At 66.8% G+C, this 18,682-nt stretch carries 16 protein-coding genes; 10 read left to right on the top strand and 6 right to left on the bottom strand.

All coding sequences use genetic code 11. From position 1 onward, the window contains the following. From ACWDTF_RS16945 to ACWDTF_RS16920, 6 genes are all read left to right on the top strand, one after another. Positions 1 to 615 (top strand): HNH endonuclease (locus tag ACWDTF_RS16945; protein ID WP_449754706.1); only part of this gene is annotated, 615 nt, incomplete at its 5' end. A gap of 396 nt (positions 616 to 1,011) precedes the next feature. Further along, positions 1,012 to 2,919 (top strand): protein kinase domain-containing protein, encoded by a 1,908-nt coding sequence (locus tag ACWDTF_RS16940; RefSeq protein ID WP_449754705.1) that lies wholly within the window; start codon positions 1,012 to 1,014, stop codon positions 2,917 to 2,919. A 63-nt stretch (positions 2,920 to 2,982) separates the two neighbouring features. Continuing rightward, the gene (locus ACWDTF_RS16935; protein WP_240860578.1) at positions 2,983 to 3,762 is read left to right on the top strand and encodes an SDR family NAD(P)-dependent oxidoreductase; all 780 of its coding nucleotides are present in this window, start codon (positions 2,983 to 2,985) and stop codon (positions 3,760 to 3,762) included. Positions 3,763 to 3,771: 9 nt separating this feature from the next. After that, positions 3,772 to 4,194: a hypothetical protein gene (locus ACWDTF_RS16930; protein WP_240860579.1), complete on the top strand. Its 423-nt coding sequence runs from the start codon at positions 3,772 to 3,774 to the stop codon at positions 4,192 to 4,194. A 67-nt stretch (positions 4,195 to 4,261) separates the two neighbouring features. Continuing rightward, positions 4,262 to 5,002, top strand: a complete 741-nt coding sequence (locus ACWDTF_RS16925) for an LppU/SCO3897 family protein (RefSeq protein WP_240860580.1) — start codon at positions 4,262 to 4,264, stop codon at positions 5,000 to 5,002. Positions 5,003 to 5,018: 16 nt separating this feature from the next. Next, on the top strand, positions 5,019 to 6,269 hold the full coding sequence (locus tag ACWDTF_RS16920) for a hypothetical protein (protein ID WP_449754704.1): 1,251 nt from the start codon (positions 5,019 to 5,021) through the stop codon (positions 6,267 to 6,269). A 75-nt stretch (positions 6,270 to 6,344) separates the two neighbouring features. Here the strand turns inward: ACWDTF_RS16920 and ACWDTF_RS16915 are convergent, their stop codons facing one another. The 3 genes from ACWDTF_RS16915 to ACWDTF_RS16905 all read right to left on the bottom strand — a co-directional run bounded on the left by ACWDTF_RS16915 (position 6,345) and on the right by ACWDTF_RS16905 (position 9,319). Beyond that, on the bottom strand, positions 6,345 to 8,180 hold the full coding sequence (locus ACWDTF_RS16915; protein WP_240860583.1) for an acyl-CoA dehydrogenase: 1,836 nt from the start codon (positions 8,178 to 8,180) through the stop codon (positions 6,345 to 6,347). A 138-nt stretch (positions 8,181 to 8,318) separates the two neighbouring features. Continuing rightward, the gene (locus ACWDTF_RS16910) at positions 8,319 to 9,089 is read right to left on the bottom strand and encodes a deoxyribonuclease IV (protein WP_240860585.1); all 771 of its coding nucleotides are present in this window, start codon (positions 9,087 to 9,089) and stop codon (positions 8,319 to 8,321) included. Positions 9,090 to 9,103: 14 nt separating this feature from the next. Further along, entirely contained in the window at positions 9,104 to 9,319 is a 216-nt protein-coding gene (locus tag ACWDTF_RS16905) for a hypothetical protein (protein WP_240860587.1), read from the bottom strand. A gap of 191 nt (positions 9,320 to 9,510) precedes the next feature. Between ACWDTF_RS16905 and ACWDTF_RS16900 the strand changes: the two genes are divergently transcribed. From ACWDTF_RS16900 to ACWDTF_RS16890, 3 genes are all read left to right on the top strand, one after another. Further along, positions 9,511 to 10,710 carry a phosphatase PAP2 family protein gene (locus ACWDTF_RS16900; protein WP_355277906.1) on the top strand — a complete coding sequence of 400 codons (1,200 nt, stop codon included), beginning with the start codon at positions 9,511 to 9,513 and terminating at the stop codon, positions 10,708 to 10,710. 245 nt (positions 10,711 to 10,955) lie between these two features. Beyond that, complete coding sequence (locus ACWDTF_RS16895; protein ID WP_240860591.1) at positions 10,956 to 11,198, top strand: hypothetical protein; 243 nt, start codon at positions 10,956 to 10,958, stop codon at positions 11,196 to 11,198. A gap of 101 nt (positions 11,199 to 11,299) precedes the next feature. Beyond that, positions 11,300 to 11,902, top strand: coding sequence for a DUF305 domain-containing protein (locus tag ACWDTF_RS16890; protein WP_240860593.1), 603 nt, complete (start codon positions 11,300 to 11,302; stop codon positions 11,900 to 11,902). Between the two features lie 64 nt (positions 11,903 to 11,966). Here ACWDTF_RS16890 and ACWDTF_RS16885 read toward each other — a convergent pair whose 3' ends face one another. Then, positions 11,967 to 13,037, bottom strand: coding sequence for a DUF4185 domain-containing protein (locus tag ACWDTF_RS16885; RefSeq protein ID WP_449754703.1), 1,071 nt, complete (start codon positions 13,035 to 13,037; stop codon positions 11,967 to 11,969). Between the two features lie 74 nt (positions 13,038 to 13,111). Next, complete coding sequence (locus tag ACWDTF_RS16880; RefSeq protein WP_449754702.1) at positions 13,112 to 13,993, bottom strand: acyl-CoA thioesterase domain-containing protein; 882 nt, start codon at positions 13,991 to 13,993, stop codon at positions 13,112 to 13,114. Between the two features lie 105 nt (positions 13,994 to 14,098). Here ACWDTF_RS16880 and ACWDTF_RS16875 point away from each other — a divergent pair, with 105 nt between their 5' ends. Beyond that, on the top strand, positions 14,099 to 14,671 hold the full coding sequence (locus tag ACWDTF_RS16875; RefSeq protein WP_449754701.1) for an HdeD family acid-resistance protein: 573 nt from the start codon (positions 14,099 to 14,101) through the stop codon (positions 14,669 to 14,671). A gap of 17 nt (positions 14,672 to 14,688) precedes the next feature. On the opposite strand, the gene ACWDTF_RS16870 is transcribed toward ACWDTF_RS16875, so the two are convergent. After that, positions 14,689 to 18,570: a Pls/PosA family non-ribosomal peptide synthetase gene (locus ACWDTF_RS16870; protein WP_449754700.1), complete on the bottom strand. Its 3,882-nt coding sequence runs from the start codon at positions 18,568 to 18,570 to the stop codon at positions 14,689 to 14,691. Positions 18,571 to 18,682 lie beyond the last annotated feature (112 nt).

Raw genomic sequence — 18,682 nt, 5'->3', positions numbered from 1 at the left:
CTGGCCGCACCTCGTCCCGAACCCGACGGCTCCCCCGACGCCCGCAGCGCCGGGCGTCGCCGCTCCGAAGCGTTGGAACGCATCCTCGACGCCGCGCACGGTGGGCACAGTGGTCACGGCCTGGTGGGGATGCCGAAACATCAAGTGCTGCTCACGTTGCCGGCCGACAATCCGGATCTGGCGTCGATGGCGTTCACCGGACCCGTCACCCTGGACACCGCCCGGTTGTTGACCTGTGACGCGGTGGTCACCGCGATCACCGTCGACAAGGACGGGGTGCCGGTCGCGATGACCGACAACCTACGCCTGTTCCCATCACACCTGCGTCGAGCGTTGATCGTGCGTGACGGAGGGTGCTGCATCAAATGCGGCGCGCCGGCGTCCTGGGCCCACGCACACCACATCAAACATCACGCCGACGGCGGCAGAACCGTCCTGGACAACGGGTGCCTACTCTGCCCGTCCTGCCATACCGATGTGCACCACAACGGGTGGGACGTCGTCCTCGGGGCTGACCGCCACCCGTGGCTGGTTCCGCCGGCCTCCGTTGATCCGGAAAGGAGACCACTACCGGCCTACAACCGACGCACCATGCGCCTGGACAACGCCGCCTGAACCCGACCACGTGATCTCGCGCCCCTGCCGCTGATCGAGCCGGTACCGAGCCCCAGGGGCGAGGCGCCGTGTCGAGATCCGCCGGTGACCATCCCGAACAGCGGAGTTCGCTCCGCGCACGACCTTTGAGAACTCCATAGTGTGAACCGCGACGCCACGGCGAAACCGTTGCCGCGCAGTCGAAGACACCCACCCCGCACCCAACCACAGCCGCACCAGTAGGCCAACACCGGGAGATGCGGTGGCTCCGACCGCGTGACAACGACGGTGCGGTGAGGTGTTCTGGAACGGATGAAGTCTTTCGCATGGAGGGTCGGACATTCGCGCCTCCGATACGATCTGACGCACGAGCCGTCCGATACGTAGCGCCAATCTGGGCGGCGACACCGACAGGGGATGACCATGCCGCTGAGCCCGGGTGATGTCTTCGCCGACAATCGGGTGGTGTCCTCGGCCGGTGTCGGCGAATTCGGTGAGAACTACCTCGTGGAGGCCGAACGGTCGGAGCCGCGAGTGCTGACTGTCGTCACCAGTGCGGTCGATGTCGACATGCAGTCGCGGGTAGCGGAGGCGCTCGGCGCCTGGGCACAACTCGAGCATCCGGGGATCGTCGCGGTTCGTCGGCACGGTGTGGAAGACGGTGTGCCGTGGTTCGTCACCGATCGGATCGCCGGCCGACGACTCGACGCCGAACCGCTGTCGGTCGGCGAGGTCGGGGCGGTGATCGAGCAGGCGGCAGCCGCGCTCGATCACGCACACCGGCACGGGGTTGTGCATGGGCGCCTGATGCCCGCGAACATCTTCGTCGGTTCAGATGGACCGGCGTCGACGTTGCGGGTTCTGCTGTCGGACTTCGGAATCGGCGCCGCCGTTGCCGGATCGACCGGGTCGCCCTACGCGGCGCCCGAGACCGCGACGGGTCCGGCGACGGCACGCGCAGACGAGTATTCGCTGGCGGCGATTGCCTACCAGCGGCTCACCGGCACGGCTCCGACGGCACCGCACATCGCGCCGATCGGTGCCCTGCGGGCCGACGCGGTGAACCTCGATCCGGTGTTCGCGGCCGCACTCTCCGACGATCCAGACCTGCGCTACCCCTCCTGTTCGACCTTCGCTGCGGCACTGACGACCGGACTGCGCGGGGGACTGCCAGACGAATTCACGCCCGTCGACCCCGTCGATCCGTCAACTGTCCGCGCGAGTTATCCCTCGACGGTCGCCACCGGACCCCCGCCCGGCCCATGGCCACCCCCGCCGAATGCAAACCGGTATCCGGGTCCGACGCCGCGAAAGAGCCGTCGCGGACTGTGGTGGGTCCTCGGCGCGGTCGCTGCGGTCATCATCGTCGCGGTCGCGGCGACCACCACTGTGTTGCTGCTCGTCGGCGGTGACGACGCGAAGCCCGACACCTCCGTCAGTGCGGGCCCCGCCGCATGTGTCCTGAGCAGCGGCAAGGTCTACTGCTGGGGCAAGAGCGCGCAAGGTCTGGCCGACGACAACCCGGCCGTGACAGATCAGCCGACACTGGTCCCCGACCTGACCGGTGTCTCCGTGATCTCCAGCGACTACGACGTCGACCTGGAACGGGGCAACGTCTGCGCCGTGTCGCGCGGTGAGCTCTACTGTTGGGGCGCAAACGGTTTCGGCCAGCTCGGGAGTGAAACCCCGACGTCGAGCGCAACTCCACTCATGGTGGCGGGTCTATCAGGTGTGACGGCGGTTTCGACGGGCTACGACACCACCTGCGCGGTCGCGGACCGCAAGGCGTACTGCTGGGGCGACAACGGCGACGGCCAGCTCGGGAATGGCAGTGCCACAGGGGAAGTGGCGATGCCACGGCAGATTTCGCAACTGGCCGATGTGACCGCGATCGACACCGACGACGGTACGACCTGCGCGATTGCCGGCGGGGACGTGTACTGCTGGGGTCGTGCCGACGAGGGGCAGGTGGGTCCGGGCAACACGTCGGATGTGGTCACGCCGACCAAGATCGACGGGATCGGCAAGGCGACGGCCGTGACCACCGATGCCGGTACGGTGTGCGCGACGGTCAGCGGCGGTGATGCGTACTGCTGGGGCTCCAACTCCACCGGACAGTTCGGTCAGGAGGGTCCCAGCAGCGTCAGCACGCCGCAGAAACTGTCCGGTGTCGCGGACGTGACCGACATCAGTACCGCCGAGGGATCGACGTGCGCTGTCGACGGCGGAGGCGTCTTCTGCTGGGGTGCCAACACCTATGGACAAGTGGGGGACGGTTCCACGACCAACCGATGGACGCCCGCGCAGGTGCAGCTTCCGAAGTGACCATGAAGAAACATCGAGGGGCATGTGTTCCGAGTCATACGCGGGGTGGCTATCCTCCGAAACGTGGATATCAACGGAGCTAGTGCAATTGTCACGGGCGGCGCGTCGGGCATCGGCGCGGCGTCGGCCCGCCAGCTGGCGGCCAAGGGCGCGAAGGTGGTCGTCGCCGACCTCAACGCAGAAAAGGGCGAGGAACTCGCCAAGGAGATCGGCGGCGCGTTCGTCAGCGTCGACGTCACCCAGACCGACCAGATCGAGGCCGCGGTCAACAAGGCCGCCGAACTCGGCCCGCTGCGGGTCCTGGTCAACTCGGCCGGCATCGGCTGGGCGCAGCGCACCATCGGCCGCGACGGCGAGTTCGCGTCGGCGCACAACCTCGACGCCTACAAGAAGGTCATCGCGATCAATCTGATCGGCACCTTCGACGCGATCCGTCTGGCCGCGACGGCGATGAGCCGCAACGAGCCGCTCGACGCGCACGGCGAACGTGGCGCGATCGTCAACATGGCCAGTGTCGCGGCCTTCGACGGTCAGATCGGCCAGGCCTCCTACTCCTCATCCAAGGGCGGTGTGGTCGGCATGACGCTGCCGGTCGCTCGTGACCTGGCGGCGGTCGGCATCCGGGTGAACACCGTTGCTCCGGGCCTGATCGACACCCCGATCTACGGCGAGGGCGAGGCCGCCGAGGCGTTCAAGGCAAAGCTGGGCGAGTCGGTACTGTTCCCGCATCGTCTCGGTGTGGCCGACGAACTCGCGTCGATGGTGGTCGAACTGGCCACCAACTCGTACATGAACGCCGAAGTTGTCCGCGTCGACGGCGGCATCCGGATGCCACCGAAGTAATCTGGCGCTATGCCTGTTGGGGGAAACAACGCGAGGCGCGCTGCGGCGGTGATGGCCGCCGCCGCAGCGCTCGGCCTCGTGGTCGGGGGTTGTTCGCGCGACGTCGAAGGCACGGCGATACCGACGTCCGGCTCGGTGGTGTCGAGTTCACCGTCGACCACCACCAGCACCACGTCGACGACGACTACAACGAGTACGACGACGTCGACGTCGATACCGCCGCAATCCGGGGCGGCGACCGATCCGGATCAGATGACCTGTGGCACCTACATCTCGCTGACTCCCGAACAGCAGCAGGCGACCATTCGGGCCTACGCGCAGCGCCACGACCGGCCGCTGCTCTCGTCGAACGAGAACGCCTATCGCCTTGTGGCTGTGTTCTGCACTCTCGATCCGAACCAGCTGATCCGCGACAGCCTGCTCCTCAAGTAGGCGTCGGAATCGGTGCATCACAACCAATGCGCTGAATCGGACATGAGAAGAAGTAGCATCTCTGTCCATGACGACTCCACCGCCCTATCCTGGTCAGCCCGGTGTTCCGCCGAACGAGCCCGGCCAGCCGTATCAGCCTGGGCAGCCGTATCAACCCGGCCAGCCATACCAGGCCGGGCAGCCGTATCAACCCGATCCGGCGGCCCAGCCGGGCGCCTATCAGCCGTACCCCGCGCCGGCGGGCGGTGGGTTCACGCCGCCGCCCAAGAAGTCCAGTCTGAAGTGGCTGTGGATCGGCCTGGGCATCTTTGTGTTCCTGGTCGTGATCGGCATCATCGGCCTGTTCGCATTGGGTTGGGCGAACAAGGACAACGTCAATGACTCCGATGATGTGGCGGTCGGCGACTGCGTACGAATCGAGAAGGATTCCGGCACCAGCATCAAGCCGGTGAAGATCGACTGCGGCACGTCCGACTTCCATTGGTCGGTGGCCGCCAAGGTCGACGTGAGCAGCCAATGCGGCGAATCGTATGACACAGTGTGGTTCCGCGGGTCCGGTGACGATAGCAAGACGCTGTGCCTCGCCCGAGAAATGCAGGTCGGCAAGTGCTACGAGTGGCCCTCAGTGGCCGGATCGCTCTCTGACGTGCGAGAGATCAGCTGCGGCTCGGCGCCACAGAGCGCCTTCGTGGCGGTCAAGATCGACTCCCGGCAGTCGGGCCCACCCAATTGCGATTCCGGTCAGCAGTCGCTGCATTACACCAGGTCGCCCGAGCTGAGCTACTGCTTGACGGTGACCGAAGACTAGGCGCCGGAGCCCTCCGATGAGGTCGTGGCGTAGCGCGGTGGTGGTGATCGTGAGCGTCGTCGCAGCGACGCTCACGACGTTCGGGACAGCGGTCGGCCGGGCCGAGCCGGTCGGTCAGGGCGACACCCCGGGACCGGTCTGCGCGTGGCAGATCATGTCCAATCGTGATGACCTCAATGTCGCCTTCCCGGACGTCAACGCGACCTACTGGGTGTTGCCGTATGCGCTGGGGCCGGGCGATTCGATCTCGCTGTCGGGCCGCTACCCGCACGCGCGGTACTTCTCGCTGAACACCTACGGCACCGACTTCAACACGGTGGACACGTTGCGGGACAACCAGATCCGGCCTGCCGGCAACGATGTCAACCCGTTCGTGGATCCAGCGGCGGCCGCGGGTGGTTCATGGCAGGCCACGGTGGTCAATCGTGCACCGAATCGCTCCCGCAACGAGATTCGCGGCCTGCCCGCGGCGGGTGCACAGCGGGTGCCGGTCGGGTTCCTCATCGTCCGGGTGTACGTTCCCGACGATCCTTCGTCGCTGAGTGGGGGTGTCGAACTTCCCACGGTCGTCATGCATCTCGGCGGAGCGCAGGTCACGCTCCGGCCGTGCGCAGTGCCGTTCAACCCGCGCAACTACAGCGGTCCGATCGCCGCGGCGCTCACGTCGGTGTTCGATCGGGCGATCGCGGGCGCGGCCGCGAACTCCTTCCCGGCCGGATCGCCGGAGGCGACCTTCGTCAATCCGAACTCGACCGCCGGCCTGTTTCCGAACGGCGACAACAAGTACATCGGTGCGGGTCTGACCTATCGGAAGGGACGCGTCGTCGTGATCCGCGGGAAGGCGCCGACCTATCCGAACACGCGCGCCGGTGCATCACCCGCGAAACCTGGAGTCGGCCTGCGCTATTGGTCGATGTGCCAGAACGACAAGATGACCCCGTATCCGGTGGTGGCGTGTGCGGCCGACTTCCAGACGCGCCTCGACAGCGACGGCTACTACACATACGTGGTCGCCGCACCCGCAGACCTGAGTCGCTCGTCGGACCCGACGGCGACGGTGATCGGCTGGGGTGACACGAATGTGCCGACCAAAGTGGTCTTTCTGCGAAACATGTTGCCGTCGTCGGGCTTCTACCCCTCATCGGTGCAGGCGGCGCAGAGCAAGGGCGGTGATCCCGCCGTCAGTATGGGCGCCTACTACCCGCGTGCCACCTACTGCGATGTGGTGGTACTGAGGTCGCAGGGGTGGCGGGCCTGCTACCGCTGACCAGTCCGCACACACAAAACTCCCACTTACACAGGAGGTTTCGTGTGTAAGTGGGAGTTTCAGGTGTAACGGAACTCAGAACGCGGCTTCGTCGAGCTCCATGATCTCGTTGTCGACGTTCTCCACGGTGACGCGCACCGAGGTGAGCAGCGGCAGCATGTTCTTGGCGAAGAACGTGGCGACCGCGACCTTGCCGTCGTAGAACGACTTCTCGTCGCCCGCCGCGCCGGCGTCGAGCTTGGCGAGTGCGACCTGCGCCTGCTTGAGCAGCAACCAGCCGATGAGGAGGTCGCCGACGCTCATCAGGAAGCGGACCGAACCCAGCCCGACCTTGTAGAGCTCCTTCGGATCTTCCTGTGCCGCCATGAGATTGGTGGTCAGCGACGCGGCCATGGCCTGCACGTCCTCGAGTGCGGTCTTCAGCAGCTGACGTTCCGCCTTCAGGCGGCCGTTGCCGGCCTCTGACTCGATGAACGACTGGATCTGTCCGGCGACGTGTGCGAGCGCCTGGCCCTTGTCGCGGATGATCTTGCGGAAGAAGAAGTCCTGCGCCTGGATCGCGGTGGTGCCTTCGTAGAGCGAGTCGATCTTGGAGTCGCGGATGTACTGCTCGATCGGGTAATCCTGCAGGAAGCCCGAACCACCGAGCGTCTGGAGCGACTCGTGACCGAGGTTGGCGTAGGCCCGCTCGGAGCCGACGCCCTTCACGATCGGGAGGAGCAGGTCGTTGACGCGGTGTGCCATCGACGCGTCCGCGCCGGAGACGATCTCTGCCGCAACGGCATCCTGATGCGACGCGGTGTACAGGTACACGGCACGCAGACCCTCGGCGTAGGCCTTCTGGGTCATCAGCGAACGACGCACATCCGGGTGATGGGTGATGGTCACGCGCGGCGCGGCCTTGTCGGTCATCTGGGTCAGGTCGGCACCCTGCACGCGCTCCTTGGCGTAGTCGAGTGCGTTGAGATAACCGGTCGACAGAGTCGAGATGGCCTTGGTGCCCACCATCATTCGCGCGTGCTCGATGACCTCGAACATCTGCGCGATGCCCTTGTGGACCTCGCCGACGAGCCAGCCCTTGGCCGGGACGCCGTGCTGGCCAAAGGTGACCTCACAGGTGGCCGACGCCTTGATGCCCATCTTGTGCTCGACGTTGGTGACGAATGCGCCGTTGCGCTCGCCGAGTTCACCGGTCTCCGGGTCGAAGTGGAACTTGGGAACGAAGAACAGTGACAGGCCCTTGGTGCCGGGGCCGGCACCCTCGGGGCGGGCCAGGACGAGGTGGAAGATGTTCTCGGTCATGTCCTGGTCGGCGGAGGTGATGAAACGCTTCACGCCGTCGATGTGCCAGGAGCCGTCTTCCTGCTGCGTGGCCTTGGTGCGGCCGGCGCCCACGTCGGAACCTGCGTCGGGCTCGGTGAGGACCATGGTGGCGCCCCAGCCGCGCTCGGAGCAGATCGCAGCCCACTTCTTCTGCTCGTCGGTGCCGTTGTTGAAGAAGATGTTGGCGAAACCCGAACCCGCTGCATACATGAAGATCGGCGGGTTGGCGCCCAGGATCATCTCGCCGATCGCCCAGTAGAGCGAACGCGGAGCAGGCAGGCCGCCGAGTTCCTCGGCGATGCCGATCTTGTCCCAGCCACCCTCGACGAGGGCGTTGTAGGACTTGGTGAAGCCCTCCGGGATCGTCACGGAGTGGGTCTCGGGGTCGAAGACCGGCGGGTTGCGGTCGGCGTCGACGAAGGATTCCGCGATGGGTCCCTCGGCCAGGGCCTTGACCTCGCGCAGCATGTCGACAGCAGTCTCGTGATCGAGATCGCCGAACTCGCCCGACTCGAGGACCTTGTCGAGTTCGAAGACCTCGAAGAGGTTGAACTGGAGGTCGCGCATGTTGCTCTTGTAATGGCCCATGGTGTTCCTATCTGGCTGGCTCGGTGGGCAAGTCTGAGATCGACGAACGCATAAGTTACTCGTCGGTAACCTCAGTTTACGCCCGAGTAGCGTTGCCGACAACTCGTCTGGCTGTGAAGGTGCTTACTTTTGCAAGCGTCAGAGCGCGTCGCGCAGATAGGCCAGGTCGGCGGGGATTCCCTCGGCGGGGGTCTCCAGGATCACCGGGGCGTCGGCGGCCTTGGCCACCGCCGCCAGGACGTCCGGATCGATGTGACCGGACTCGAGGTTGGCGTGCCGGTCGCGTCCCGAGTCGAACTCGTCGCGCGAGTTGTTGAGGTGGACGAGATCGATGCGTCCGGTGATCGCCTTGACCCGCTCGACGAGTCCGACGAGGTCCTCGCCGCCGGCCCACGCGTGGCAGGTGTCCAGGCAGAAGCCCGCGGCGTCGAAGTCACCCACCGCCTCCCAGAGCCGGTCGATCGATTCGAGGGTGCGCGCCATCGCGTGGTCGCCGCCCGCGGTGTTCTCGATCAGAATCGGCACACCGAACCCGCCTTTGTCGGCCTGGCGGTCGAAGAGCTTGCGCCAGTTGGCGAATCCCTCGGCCGAAGCCTCACCGTCGCGCAGGTGACCACCGTGCACGACGAGTCCGAACGCGCCGAGTTCGGCGGCCGCAGCGGCCTGCTGCTCGACCGCCTTGCGGGACGGCATCCGCAAGCGGTTGTTGAGGCTCGCGACGTTGATCTGATAGCTCGAATGCACCACGACGTCGACGTCGGAATCGCGGATGTCCGCAGCACGCGGATTGGGTTCGGGCTTCTTCCAGCTCTGCGGATCGGTGACGAACATCTGGAAGACGTCTATCCCGAGTTCCTCGGCGGTGGCCAGCGGGTCTGCGTCCTCGCGAAGGTGTGCTCCAATGCGCATGAATCAGACGATAGTCAGTCCCCGGGACAGGGTTCGGTCTCGATGGTGATCGGGACGCCCGGCGCGATCAGCAGCCGGCAGGGGGCCGGACTGTCGTGGTAGAGGTTCAGCCATTCGTGACCACGGCTTCCGGTGCCGTACACCGACTCGAGTGTGCGGTTCAGCCGGGCTTCGGCCTCCTTGGTGATGATGTAGCGCTGATCTCCATAGCGCAGATACCGATTGGGCACCTGACCTCCTGCTTCAACGGCGTCGACCACTGCAGCCAGTGTGACGCACAACACGCGTCCGGGCATGGAAGAACGAGAATCGGACACGCAGCCGACAGGTGGCCCCTCGACGAACCCCCGATGGCCACTAGACTGACGGCAGGTTACGAGGGTGGGTGCCCCGCGGGGTGTGACGGGCAGGAACTTCTTCGGTGAGTGTGGACGACACAGTCGGTGAGTCTCGAGCAGATCCCCCTACCCCAGATTCTTCGGCACCCGAACCGATCCCTGGCCTGGAACCGATCCTCGATGATTTCGCCGCCGCCGCCGAGATGGAGGCCGAGCCGGAGAAGCGACGTGACCTGACCGTGGTCCGACGGATCGCGATCGGTGCGTGGGTGATCCTGCTGATCGGCGAATTCCTGCTGGAGGGGCTCGCCATCGATCGGACCAGCCTGATCATCCTGATGTGCCTTGGTCTGCTGGCCGGATGTATCGGCCGGCGCAAGGCGATCACCGTGATCATCGACTGGCTGCCGTTCGCGCTGATCCTGATCCTCTACGACCTGGTCCGCAACTTCGCGCAGGCCATCGACATGCCGGTGCAGTGGCACCTGGCTGTCGACGTCGACCAGTGGATGTTCGGGGTCAACCCCACCGTGTGGTTGCAGACGCATCTGAAGGAACCCACCGCGCCATGGTGGGAGGTCGTGGTCAGCATCGTCTACATGTCGTTCTTCGTCATCCCGTACGCGGTGGCCGGGGTGCTGTGGCTCCGGGACCGCATGGCCTGGCGGCGCTACGCCGCGTGCTTCATCGCGACATCGTTCCTCGCGCTGATCGGCTACACGCTGGTGCCCGCGGCTCCACCGTGGGCGGCGGCGAAGTGCACGGCGGCCGACGTCGTCGACCATCCGCACGACCCGCCCTGCATGTACCAACTGGCCGGTCCGGTCGAGGACAACCTGCTCGGCGACGTGGAGCCGACACACGAGGGGGCCAATCCGTACGTCGAGCGGATCTCGTCGCGTGGGTGGGACTTCCTCGGCATCGCCGTGGCGTCGAGCCTGGTCGAGGTCGGACAGGGCAAGTCGAACCTGGTCGCGGCGATACCGTCGCTGCACGCGGGATTGAGCATGCTGTTGGCCCTGTTCATGTGGCCGCGCGTCAAGGCACTCGGAAAAGTGCTGTTCATGGCCTACCCGCTCGCCATGGCCTTCGCGCTGGTCTACACCGCCGAGCACTACGTCTTCGACATCCTGCTCGGCTGGGGCCTGGCCGCCATCGTGATCGTGGCGTATCGCGTGGCCGACCGGACCTGGCTGATACCCCGGCAGAAGCGACTCGCCGAGGAAGCGGCCCGTGCCTCCGACGACGAGTCCGCGGCCGACAAGGTCGCCGCGACGTCGTAGTGCGTAGCATCACGACCGTGCGACGACACCTCCCGCGGGCCTGGCCCGTCGTTCTCATAGCGCTGGTCGTCGCCATCCCTCTCATGCACGTGGTCGTGGCGGTGTGTGCGGATCACGGGCGCGGGTCCCACGCGGTGTCACCTACGCACGTCGACCACACCGCGCATGCCCAGACCCCAAACACACAGACCCCAAACACACCGGCCCCGCATACCCCGACCCCAGGCGTACCGACTCTCACCGCAGTGGTGTCGAGCGCGGACGATTCGATGGGGCCAGGGGACCACTGCGACGCACACGGTCACCCCTGCAGTTTCGTCCGGGCCGACGACGCGGATCCGCCGGTCGTGGTCCTGGTGTTGCTCGTCTGGGCGTTCCTGCTCGCCGCCGGTCTGTGTCGACGCGGATTCCCGGCGGTCCACGTCCTCGGCAGACCACCCCCGTGGGCGATACGCACGCATCTCGAGCTCCAGGTGATTCGCTGCTGAGCATCACGAAACGACCGGATGTACTCCGGTCACTTTGTCATGCCCGAAATCAGTCATGCCCGAAATCAGCAGAAACACTTGTCTCGTAAGGAAGTTCGACCATGCATCACCTATCTCATCGCAGCGCTGTGCTCGCAGCGGCACTGGCCGCGACCGTCGCGTTCGGAGTCGCCGGCTGCGCGAACTCCGGTTCGCCGGCCGGGCCGTCGAGTTCGACGGCCGTCTCGCAGGCGGCGCCGCACAACGACGCCGACGTCCGATTCACGACCGGGATGATCCCGCACCACGAACAGGCCCTCGACATGGCTGATCTCGTGACCGGTCGGACCGGCAACGCCGAACTGATCGCTCTGGCGACCGCGATCAAAGGCGCGCAGCAGCCAGAGATCGACCAGATGACTGCGCGTCTGCGGTCCTGGGGCGTCGAGCCGCCCACGGGTGATCACGCCGGACACGGAGGTCACCAGGCAATGCCCGGCATGATGTCGGCCGCCGAGATGTCGGCGATGCGCACCGCGTCGGGCGAGCAGTTCGACCGATTGTGGTTGCAGGCCATGATCCGCCACCACGAGGGTGCCGTCGCCATGGCGGACACCGAACTCCGCGAGGGCTCCGATCCTGCGTCGAAAACTCTTGCGGCGCAGATCAAATCAGCGCAGCAGCGGGAGATCGCACAGATGAGGCGGATGCTCGGCCTCGCCTGACGACAGAACGACGCTGGGCTCCCGGATTCTTCCGGGAGCCCAGCGTCGTCGTAGTTCGCCTCGCCTACTTCTTGAGTGGCAGGCGCATGAGGTACACCTGGTAGCCCAGCGAGATCGAGTAGGTGAAGTACAGCGTGCTGCCCTTGGACCACGGGTGGATGTAGGGCGCGTAACCGGTGTAGGGGTCGGCGCTCGGGATGACCAGTTCGCCGGAGGACCATGGCCCTTCCGGCCGGTCGGCGGTCCGCAGTTTCACGCCGAGATCGCCCTGTGCCAGCGAGATGTACTTGCCGAGGTAGTCGTTCCATGCGACGGACAGTTCGCCGTTCGGACGGGCCATGATCGGGGTCGCCGCATCCGGGTTGTTGCGCAGCCACTTTCCGTAGGAGAGGTACTCCCAGCGGCCGAGCTTCTCGATATCGGATTCCTCGACGCGGGCGAGGTACACCGAACCCCACCGGCCGTCGGGAGTGCCGTAGTAGTACAGCGTCTTGCCGACCTTCAGGAAGGCGCCCATCTGGAACTTCTTGTTGCCGCCGCCGTTGGGCCGGAAGGCGTTGACCGGCTTCCAGTTACGACCGTTGTCGGTGGATTTCACCAGCGCCGACCAGTTGGTCAGCCAGTTTCCGGGGCTGCCCCAGTTCTTCACCGACATCACCGTCATGTACTGCGCGCCGTTCGCCGCGATGCCCGCGGTCGGGATGATGGTGATCTCCTTGCGCACGTTCGGCTTGAGGAGGCGCTTGGCATGTCCGGGCGGACCCGAATGTCCGGTGAAGGTCATGCCGTCGGCGAGGTAGCGGTCGTTGCTGCGCAGCAGAACATTGGAGCGCCAGTAGAACAACTGCCCGTACAGCCACGACCAGCCGTTGATCGACTGGGTGTCACCGAAGGCGGTGAGGATCTCGCCGTGCCCGTTGTCCCACATGATGCCCAGGTCGGTGCCGAAGATGTTGTATCGGCCGATGGTGTCGTTCTGGGCGAATGGGCCGGTCAGGCGGGACACGATCGATGCCGGACCAGCGGCATTGGCGGCCGACGCGACCTGGGGGTTCACGCTGAGTCCGAGCGTCATGGCTGTGGCCAGGCCGGTCACGGCCAATCCCACGCGCAGTCGGGCGAGGCTCCGTTTCATGGCGAGACCATATCAAGGCCGCGGTGTGGTGCGCGCGCGGCGATACGACTTCCGGTACCGAAATGTCCGATTTCTCACGCGTCTCGGTAGCGTCCAGAGCTGTTCGCGGTGGTGAAGTCGATCTCGGCCGCGGCATTGTTCACCGCGGTGACCGTCGCGGTGCCGATCATCCCGTTTCGGTCATAGAGCCCGGAAGTGCTGACCGAGATGCCGTCGTTCTCGACGTGCGCGTCGGCCTCCACGCCCACCCGCGGCCCCTCGGGCAGCCGAGCCAGGGCGACGGTGAGGTCGCAGTTGATGAACCCGATGCCGGTGGTTCCCCAGTTGCAGACCAGGCTGGTCGACTCGGCACTGATCACCGCCTGCTGAAACGGGGTCAGCGGCTCGCCCGCTACGGCCGGCGCCGCCCGCGACCACAGACGTTTGCGATATCCGTCCTGGTGGGTGGCCATGTCGGAGTTCCACGGACCGACCGGTGTGCCAGGGCCATCCGAGGAGAACCGGGGGAAGTAGTCGTCGTCGGACACGTCGGGTGGGGTGAAGGTCACCGCATCGTCGGGCCGCACCCAGCGGTCGCCGGGCGGATTGGCCGACTCCTTGAGGAACACCGTGGTGCCGCGTGCGACGACGACCCCGTCGTCGAGGGTGTCTTCGGTAGCGAACTGGACCACCTCGACCTCCGCGACCCGGATCCGGCCACCGGAGCGGAGGAGTCGGCCACGAGTGGTCGTCGGTTGTTCACGTGCCGCCTTGAAAAGGTCGATCGTGAACCGCGCCGGCCGAAAACCTTCCTCGCCGTGTGCCTTCTCGGTATGCCGCGCGGCGATCGCGCACACGGCCGGACCGTTCAGCGTGCCGGGCACCCACAGGCTGCGGGAGAAGCGCGTCGGATGCAGGAGTTCGACGTCGGGATGCGCAGCGGAGTCGCGGCGTTCGAAGAATGCGATGGTGACCACACATAGTTCCTACCCGGTCGCCTTCTCACCCTTCTCGGGCGGTCCCAGGCGAGTTGGGCAAGAATTCACCGCCCTCCGGCGTCTGCACGGGATAATCTCTCCGCCATGACCTTCGCCGTCTACACCAAACAATTCCCCGACGAACTCATCGGCGCCGTGCGCACCGCGATGATCGTGACCGCCATCATCGGCATCGTGCTCGGCCTCATCGCCGTCATCTGGACGCCCGCCGCCGTCCTGACGGTCGCGATCCTGTTCGCGATCTCGCTGATCATCGCGGGCATCTTCCGCATCTACCAGGCATTCGCCGCGACATTCCTCAGTGGCGGAATTCGGTTCCTGCTCGGCATCATGGGCGTGATCGTGCTGCTGGCCGGGATCTTCGCGCTGTTCAGCCCCGAAGATGCCATCTGGCTCCTGGCGCTCTTCATCGGCATCGGCTGGATCTTCCAGGGCGTGGCGGATCTGTACGGCGCCGTCTCGAAATCGGGACACGCACCCACCTGGTTCCTGGTGCTGTCCGGCGTCATCGCGATCCTCGCCGGCATCGTGATGATCGTGGCGTCGCAGGCCTCGCTCTTCGTCCTGACCTGGATCGCCGGAATCATGCTGATGATCATCAGCGTCGTCACCCTTCTGACCCTGCCGAAGAAGGTCGACGCCGCACCCGCTCCCTGACCCGACACCCGCAGCGCTCAGTCCCCATCCCACGGTGCGATCGGGTTGCCCTGCCAGCGGGTGTGGGCAGGCACCACGTCGCCTCGCATCACCAGCGACGCGGGTCCGACGGTCGCCGATTCGCCGAGGCCGGACGCCGGTAGCGCGACGCAGTGCGGACCCAGCGTCGCACCGGCTTCCAGGACGACGCGGTCGATGGCCATCACGCGGTCGTGGAACAGGTGGGTCTGCACCACGCAGCCGCGTTGGACCGTTGCGCCGTCGCCGAGGCTGACCAGGTCGGCCTCGGGCAGCCAGTAGGTCTCGCACCAGACTCCCCGCCCGATGTGCGCACCGAGCATCCGCAGCCACAGGTTGAGGATCGGGGTTCCGGTGGCCGCGTTGGCGAACCACGGTGCGGCAACCGTCTCCACAAAGGCGTCCGACAGCTCGTTGCGCCACACGAACGAACTCCACAGCGGGTGCTCGCTGACGGTGATACGCCCGACGACCAGCCACTTCGCGCACGCCGCGATGCAGCAGGCGCACATGCCGGCGACGAGCAGGATCAGCCCCGACACCAGCGCGGCGATCCCGTAGTGCGACTGGCTCGCGATGTACTGCAGCCCGAGCAGCATGAAGATACCGAGGCCGAAGGACACCATCACCGGCACCAGCCGCAGCGTCTCGATCACCGCGCGCGCCACCTTCAGTCGCATCGGCGGATCGAAGGTGCGTGACGTGTCGGTCTCGGCGGCGGTACGACGCAGCCGAACGGGGGGACTGCCCAGCCAACTCGACCCCGACTTTGCGCGGTCCGGGGTCGCCGAGAGCACCGCGACGAGACCGTTCTTGGGCACCTTGCGGCCGGGTGCGGTCATACCCGAGTTGCCGAGGAACGAGCGTTTGCCGATCTTCGCCTCGTCGATGTGCAGCCAGCCGCCGCCCAACTCGTACGACGCGACCATGGTGTCGTCGGCGAGGAACGCGCCGTCGCCGATCGTCGTGAACTTGGGCAGCACCAGTGCCGTGGAGATCTCGGTGCCGGTGCCCACCTTGGCCCCGAGGAGTCGGAACCAGCCCGGGGTCAGCAGGCTCGCGTACAGCGGGAACAGGTAGGTGCGGGCCGAGTCCAGGAGCCGCTCGGTCATCCACACCTGCCAGCCGACCCTCGACCGCACCGGGTAGTAGCCCTTCTCCAGCCGCAGCGAGAGGAGGCGCACCAGGACGACGGTGATGACGGCGAACACCAGGAGACTCGTCAGGGTGGCGGCGGGCAGGAGGATCAGTGCCCGACGTCCGACGTCACGCAATCGGTCCGCGTGCAGCGCCCACGTACCGATCACCGCCAGACCGGCGCCCAGCGAGATCAGCGGGATGGCGGCCAGCACCAGCGAGGACAGCCCGTAGACGGGTACCCAGAACGGACTGCGTTCGGGGCGATGGTCGGGCCACGGATGATCGGCCTTGCCGACCTTGACGGCCGGGGAGCCCGCCCACTGCTGTCGTGCCTTGACCCGGCCGAACACGGCCGAACCCGGCTCGACTTCGGCGTCGCGTCCGACCACCGAGCCGGGCATCAGGGTCGAACGGGCGCCGATGGATGCCCCGCGTTTGATCTCGATCGCACCGATGTGGACCACGTCGCCGTCGATCCACCAGCCCGACAGGTCCACCTCGGGTTCCACCGATGCACCTTCGCCGACGGTCAGCAACCCGGTCACCGGCGGGATCGTGTGCAGGTCGACGCCCCGCCCGATCTGGGCGCCGAGCGCGCGCGCCAGGTAGATCATCCACGGCGCACCCGACAGGTTGGCCGCGCCACTGGCGTCGAGGAGGCGTTCGGCGACCCAGAGCCGCAAATGCACGCCACTGCCGCGCGGGTAGTTGCCCGGTCCCACCCCGGAGAGCAGCAGGCGCGCGCCGGCCGCCGCGATCAGCATCCGGCCCGGCGGGGTGATGAAGATCAGGAAGGCCGCCAGCAGTACCCCCCAGTTGACCTCGATCAGCCAGGGCACCGAACGGTCGACGCGGTCGGTGACCAGGATCGCCACATTGTTGACGACGCCCAGCCAGGTGGCCCACTGCAGGCCGGTGAGAGTGGTGAGCGGGACCGACAGCAGGATCTGGGCCAGACCGGTGCTGCGCGGGGTCGGAGTCACGTCGCGTTCGACGACGACCGCGGCCGGCCGGCGCGCGGCCAGCATCTCCGACATCGAACCCAGCCGCGGGTGGTCGTAGAGGTCGGCAACCGTGATGTCGGGGTACCGGGCGCGCACGGCCGTGACCAGCTGCGCGGCCGACAGCGAGCCGCCGCCCTCGGCGAAGAAATCGGCGTCGGGGTGGGTGATCGTCACGCCGAGGACGTCGGTCCAGCACTGCGCGAGCCACGCCGTGTGTTCGTCGAGTGTGGGTGCGGCCTCGTCGGCGGGTGCGCCGGGCAGCGGCCAGGGCAGAGCGTCGCGGTCGACCTTTCCTGATGTGCGCGTGGGCAATTCGTCGACGACGGCCAGTCTCGGCACCATCGCGGCGGGCAGTGCTCGGGCCAGTTCGTCGCGTGCTCGTTTCAGATCGAAGTCGGGGTCCGCGGACACCAGGTATCCGACGAGGAGACTGTTGCCGGCCGCCGACCGCCGGACCGCCGCGGCCGCGCCTGACACTCCCGGAAGATGTTGCAGCGCATTGTCGATTTCTCCGAGTTCGATGCGCCGACCGCCCACCTTGACCTGATCGTCGGCCCGTCCCATGAACACCAGACCGGCGGGATCGAGGCGGACGAGGTCGCCGCTGCGGTAGGCGCGCTCCCAGCCGAGCGTCGGCATGGGAGCGTACTTTTCGGCGTCCTTGGCGGGATCGAGGTACCGGGCGAGTCCGACGCCGCCGATGATCAGTTCACCGACCTCACCTTCGGCGACCGGGTTGTCGTCGGGCCCGACGACGGCGAGATCCCACCCGGCCAGCGGTAGCCCGATCCGGACGGGCGGCGTGCCGGTGAGCGGTGCAGCGCAGGCCACCACGGTGGCCTCGGTGGGGCCGTAGGTGTTCCATACTTCGCGGTCGCCGACGGCGAGTCGTTCGGCCAGTTCGGGCGGGCAGGCCTCGCCGCCGAAGATCAGCAGCCGGACGGCTTCGAGGGCTTCCGGCGGCCACAGCGACGCGAGGGTCGGGACGGTCGAGACGACGGTGATGTCGCGCTGCACCAGCCACGGGCCGAGATCCATGCCGCTGCGGACCAGTGACCGGGGCGCAGGCACCAGGCAGGCCCCGTTACGCCAGGCCAGCCACATCTCTTCGCACGATGCGTCGAACGCGACCGAGAGCCCCGCGAGGACCCGGTCGCCAGGGCCGATCGGGTTGTCCTGCAAGAACATCCGCGCCTCGGCGTCGACGAAGGCGGCTGCGTTGCGGTGGCTGACGGCCACGCCCTTGGGGGTACCGGTGGAGCCCGAGGTGAAGATGATCCACGCGTCGTCGTCCACCGTGGGGTACTCCGGACCACCGTGATCGCCCGCGCCGTTGCCGGTGGCGTGGATGCCGTCGGCGTCGGCGATCGCGTCCACGGCCGCCTCGCCGAAGACCAGGGCGGCGCGTTCGTCGGGGTCGTCGGCGTCGACCGGCACGTACGCGGCGCCGGCGTAGAGCGTCGACAGGATCGCCACGTAGAGATCACGCGAGCCCGACGGCATACGGATTCCGACGCGCGATCCCCGCCCCACGCCCGCGTCGCCGAGTCGCGCGGCCGCCCGGCGGACGACGGCGAGCAACTGCGTGTAGCTGAGAACTTGATCACCGTCGTCGATGGCCGGTGCATCGGGGAAGTTCATCGCTGTCTCGGTCAACACATCGCACAGCGTCCTCGGCGCGCTGGCCTGCGCAGACAGCAAGAATTGCTCGGGTATCCGCACGGTCACCGCCACCATCTCGACACGAGTTCGAGAATATAGCCCACCAGTGCGAACGGCGGGTGTCGTGGTCCGTGTCTCGACCGTCGCCGACGGTGACCTTCCGCCCGAAACCGGCCGTATTTCGCGG

Source organism: Gordonia sp. NPDC003422 (assembly GCF_053588675.1).
Note: the sequence above shows the minus strand (reverse complement) of the source record. Positions and strands in the feature narration are given on the sequence as shown.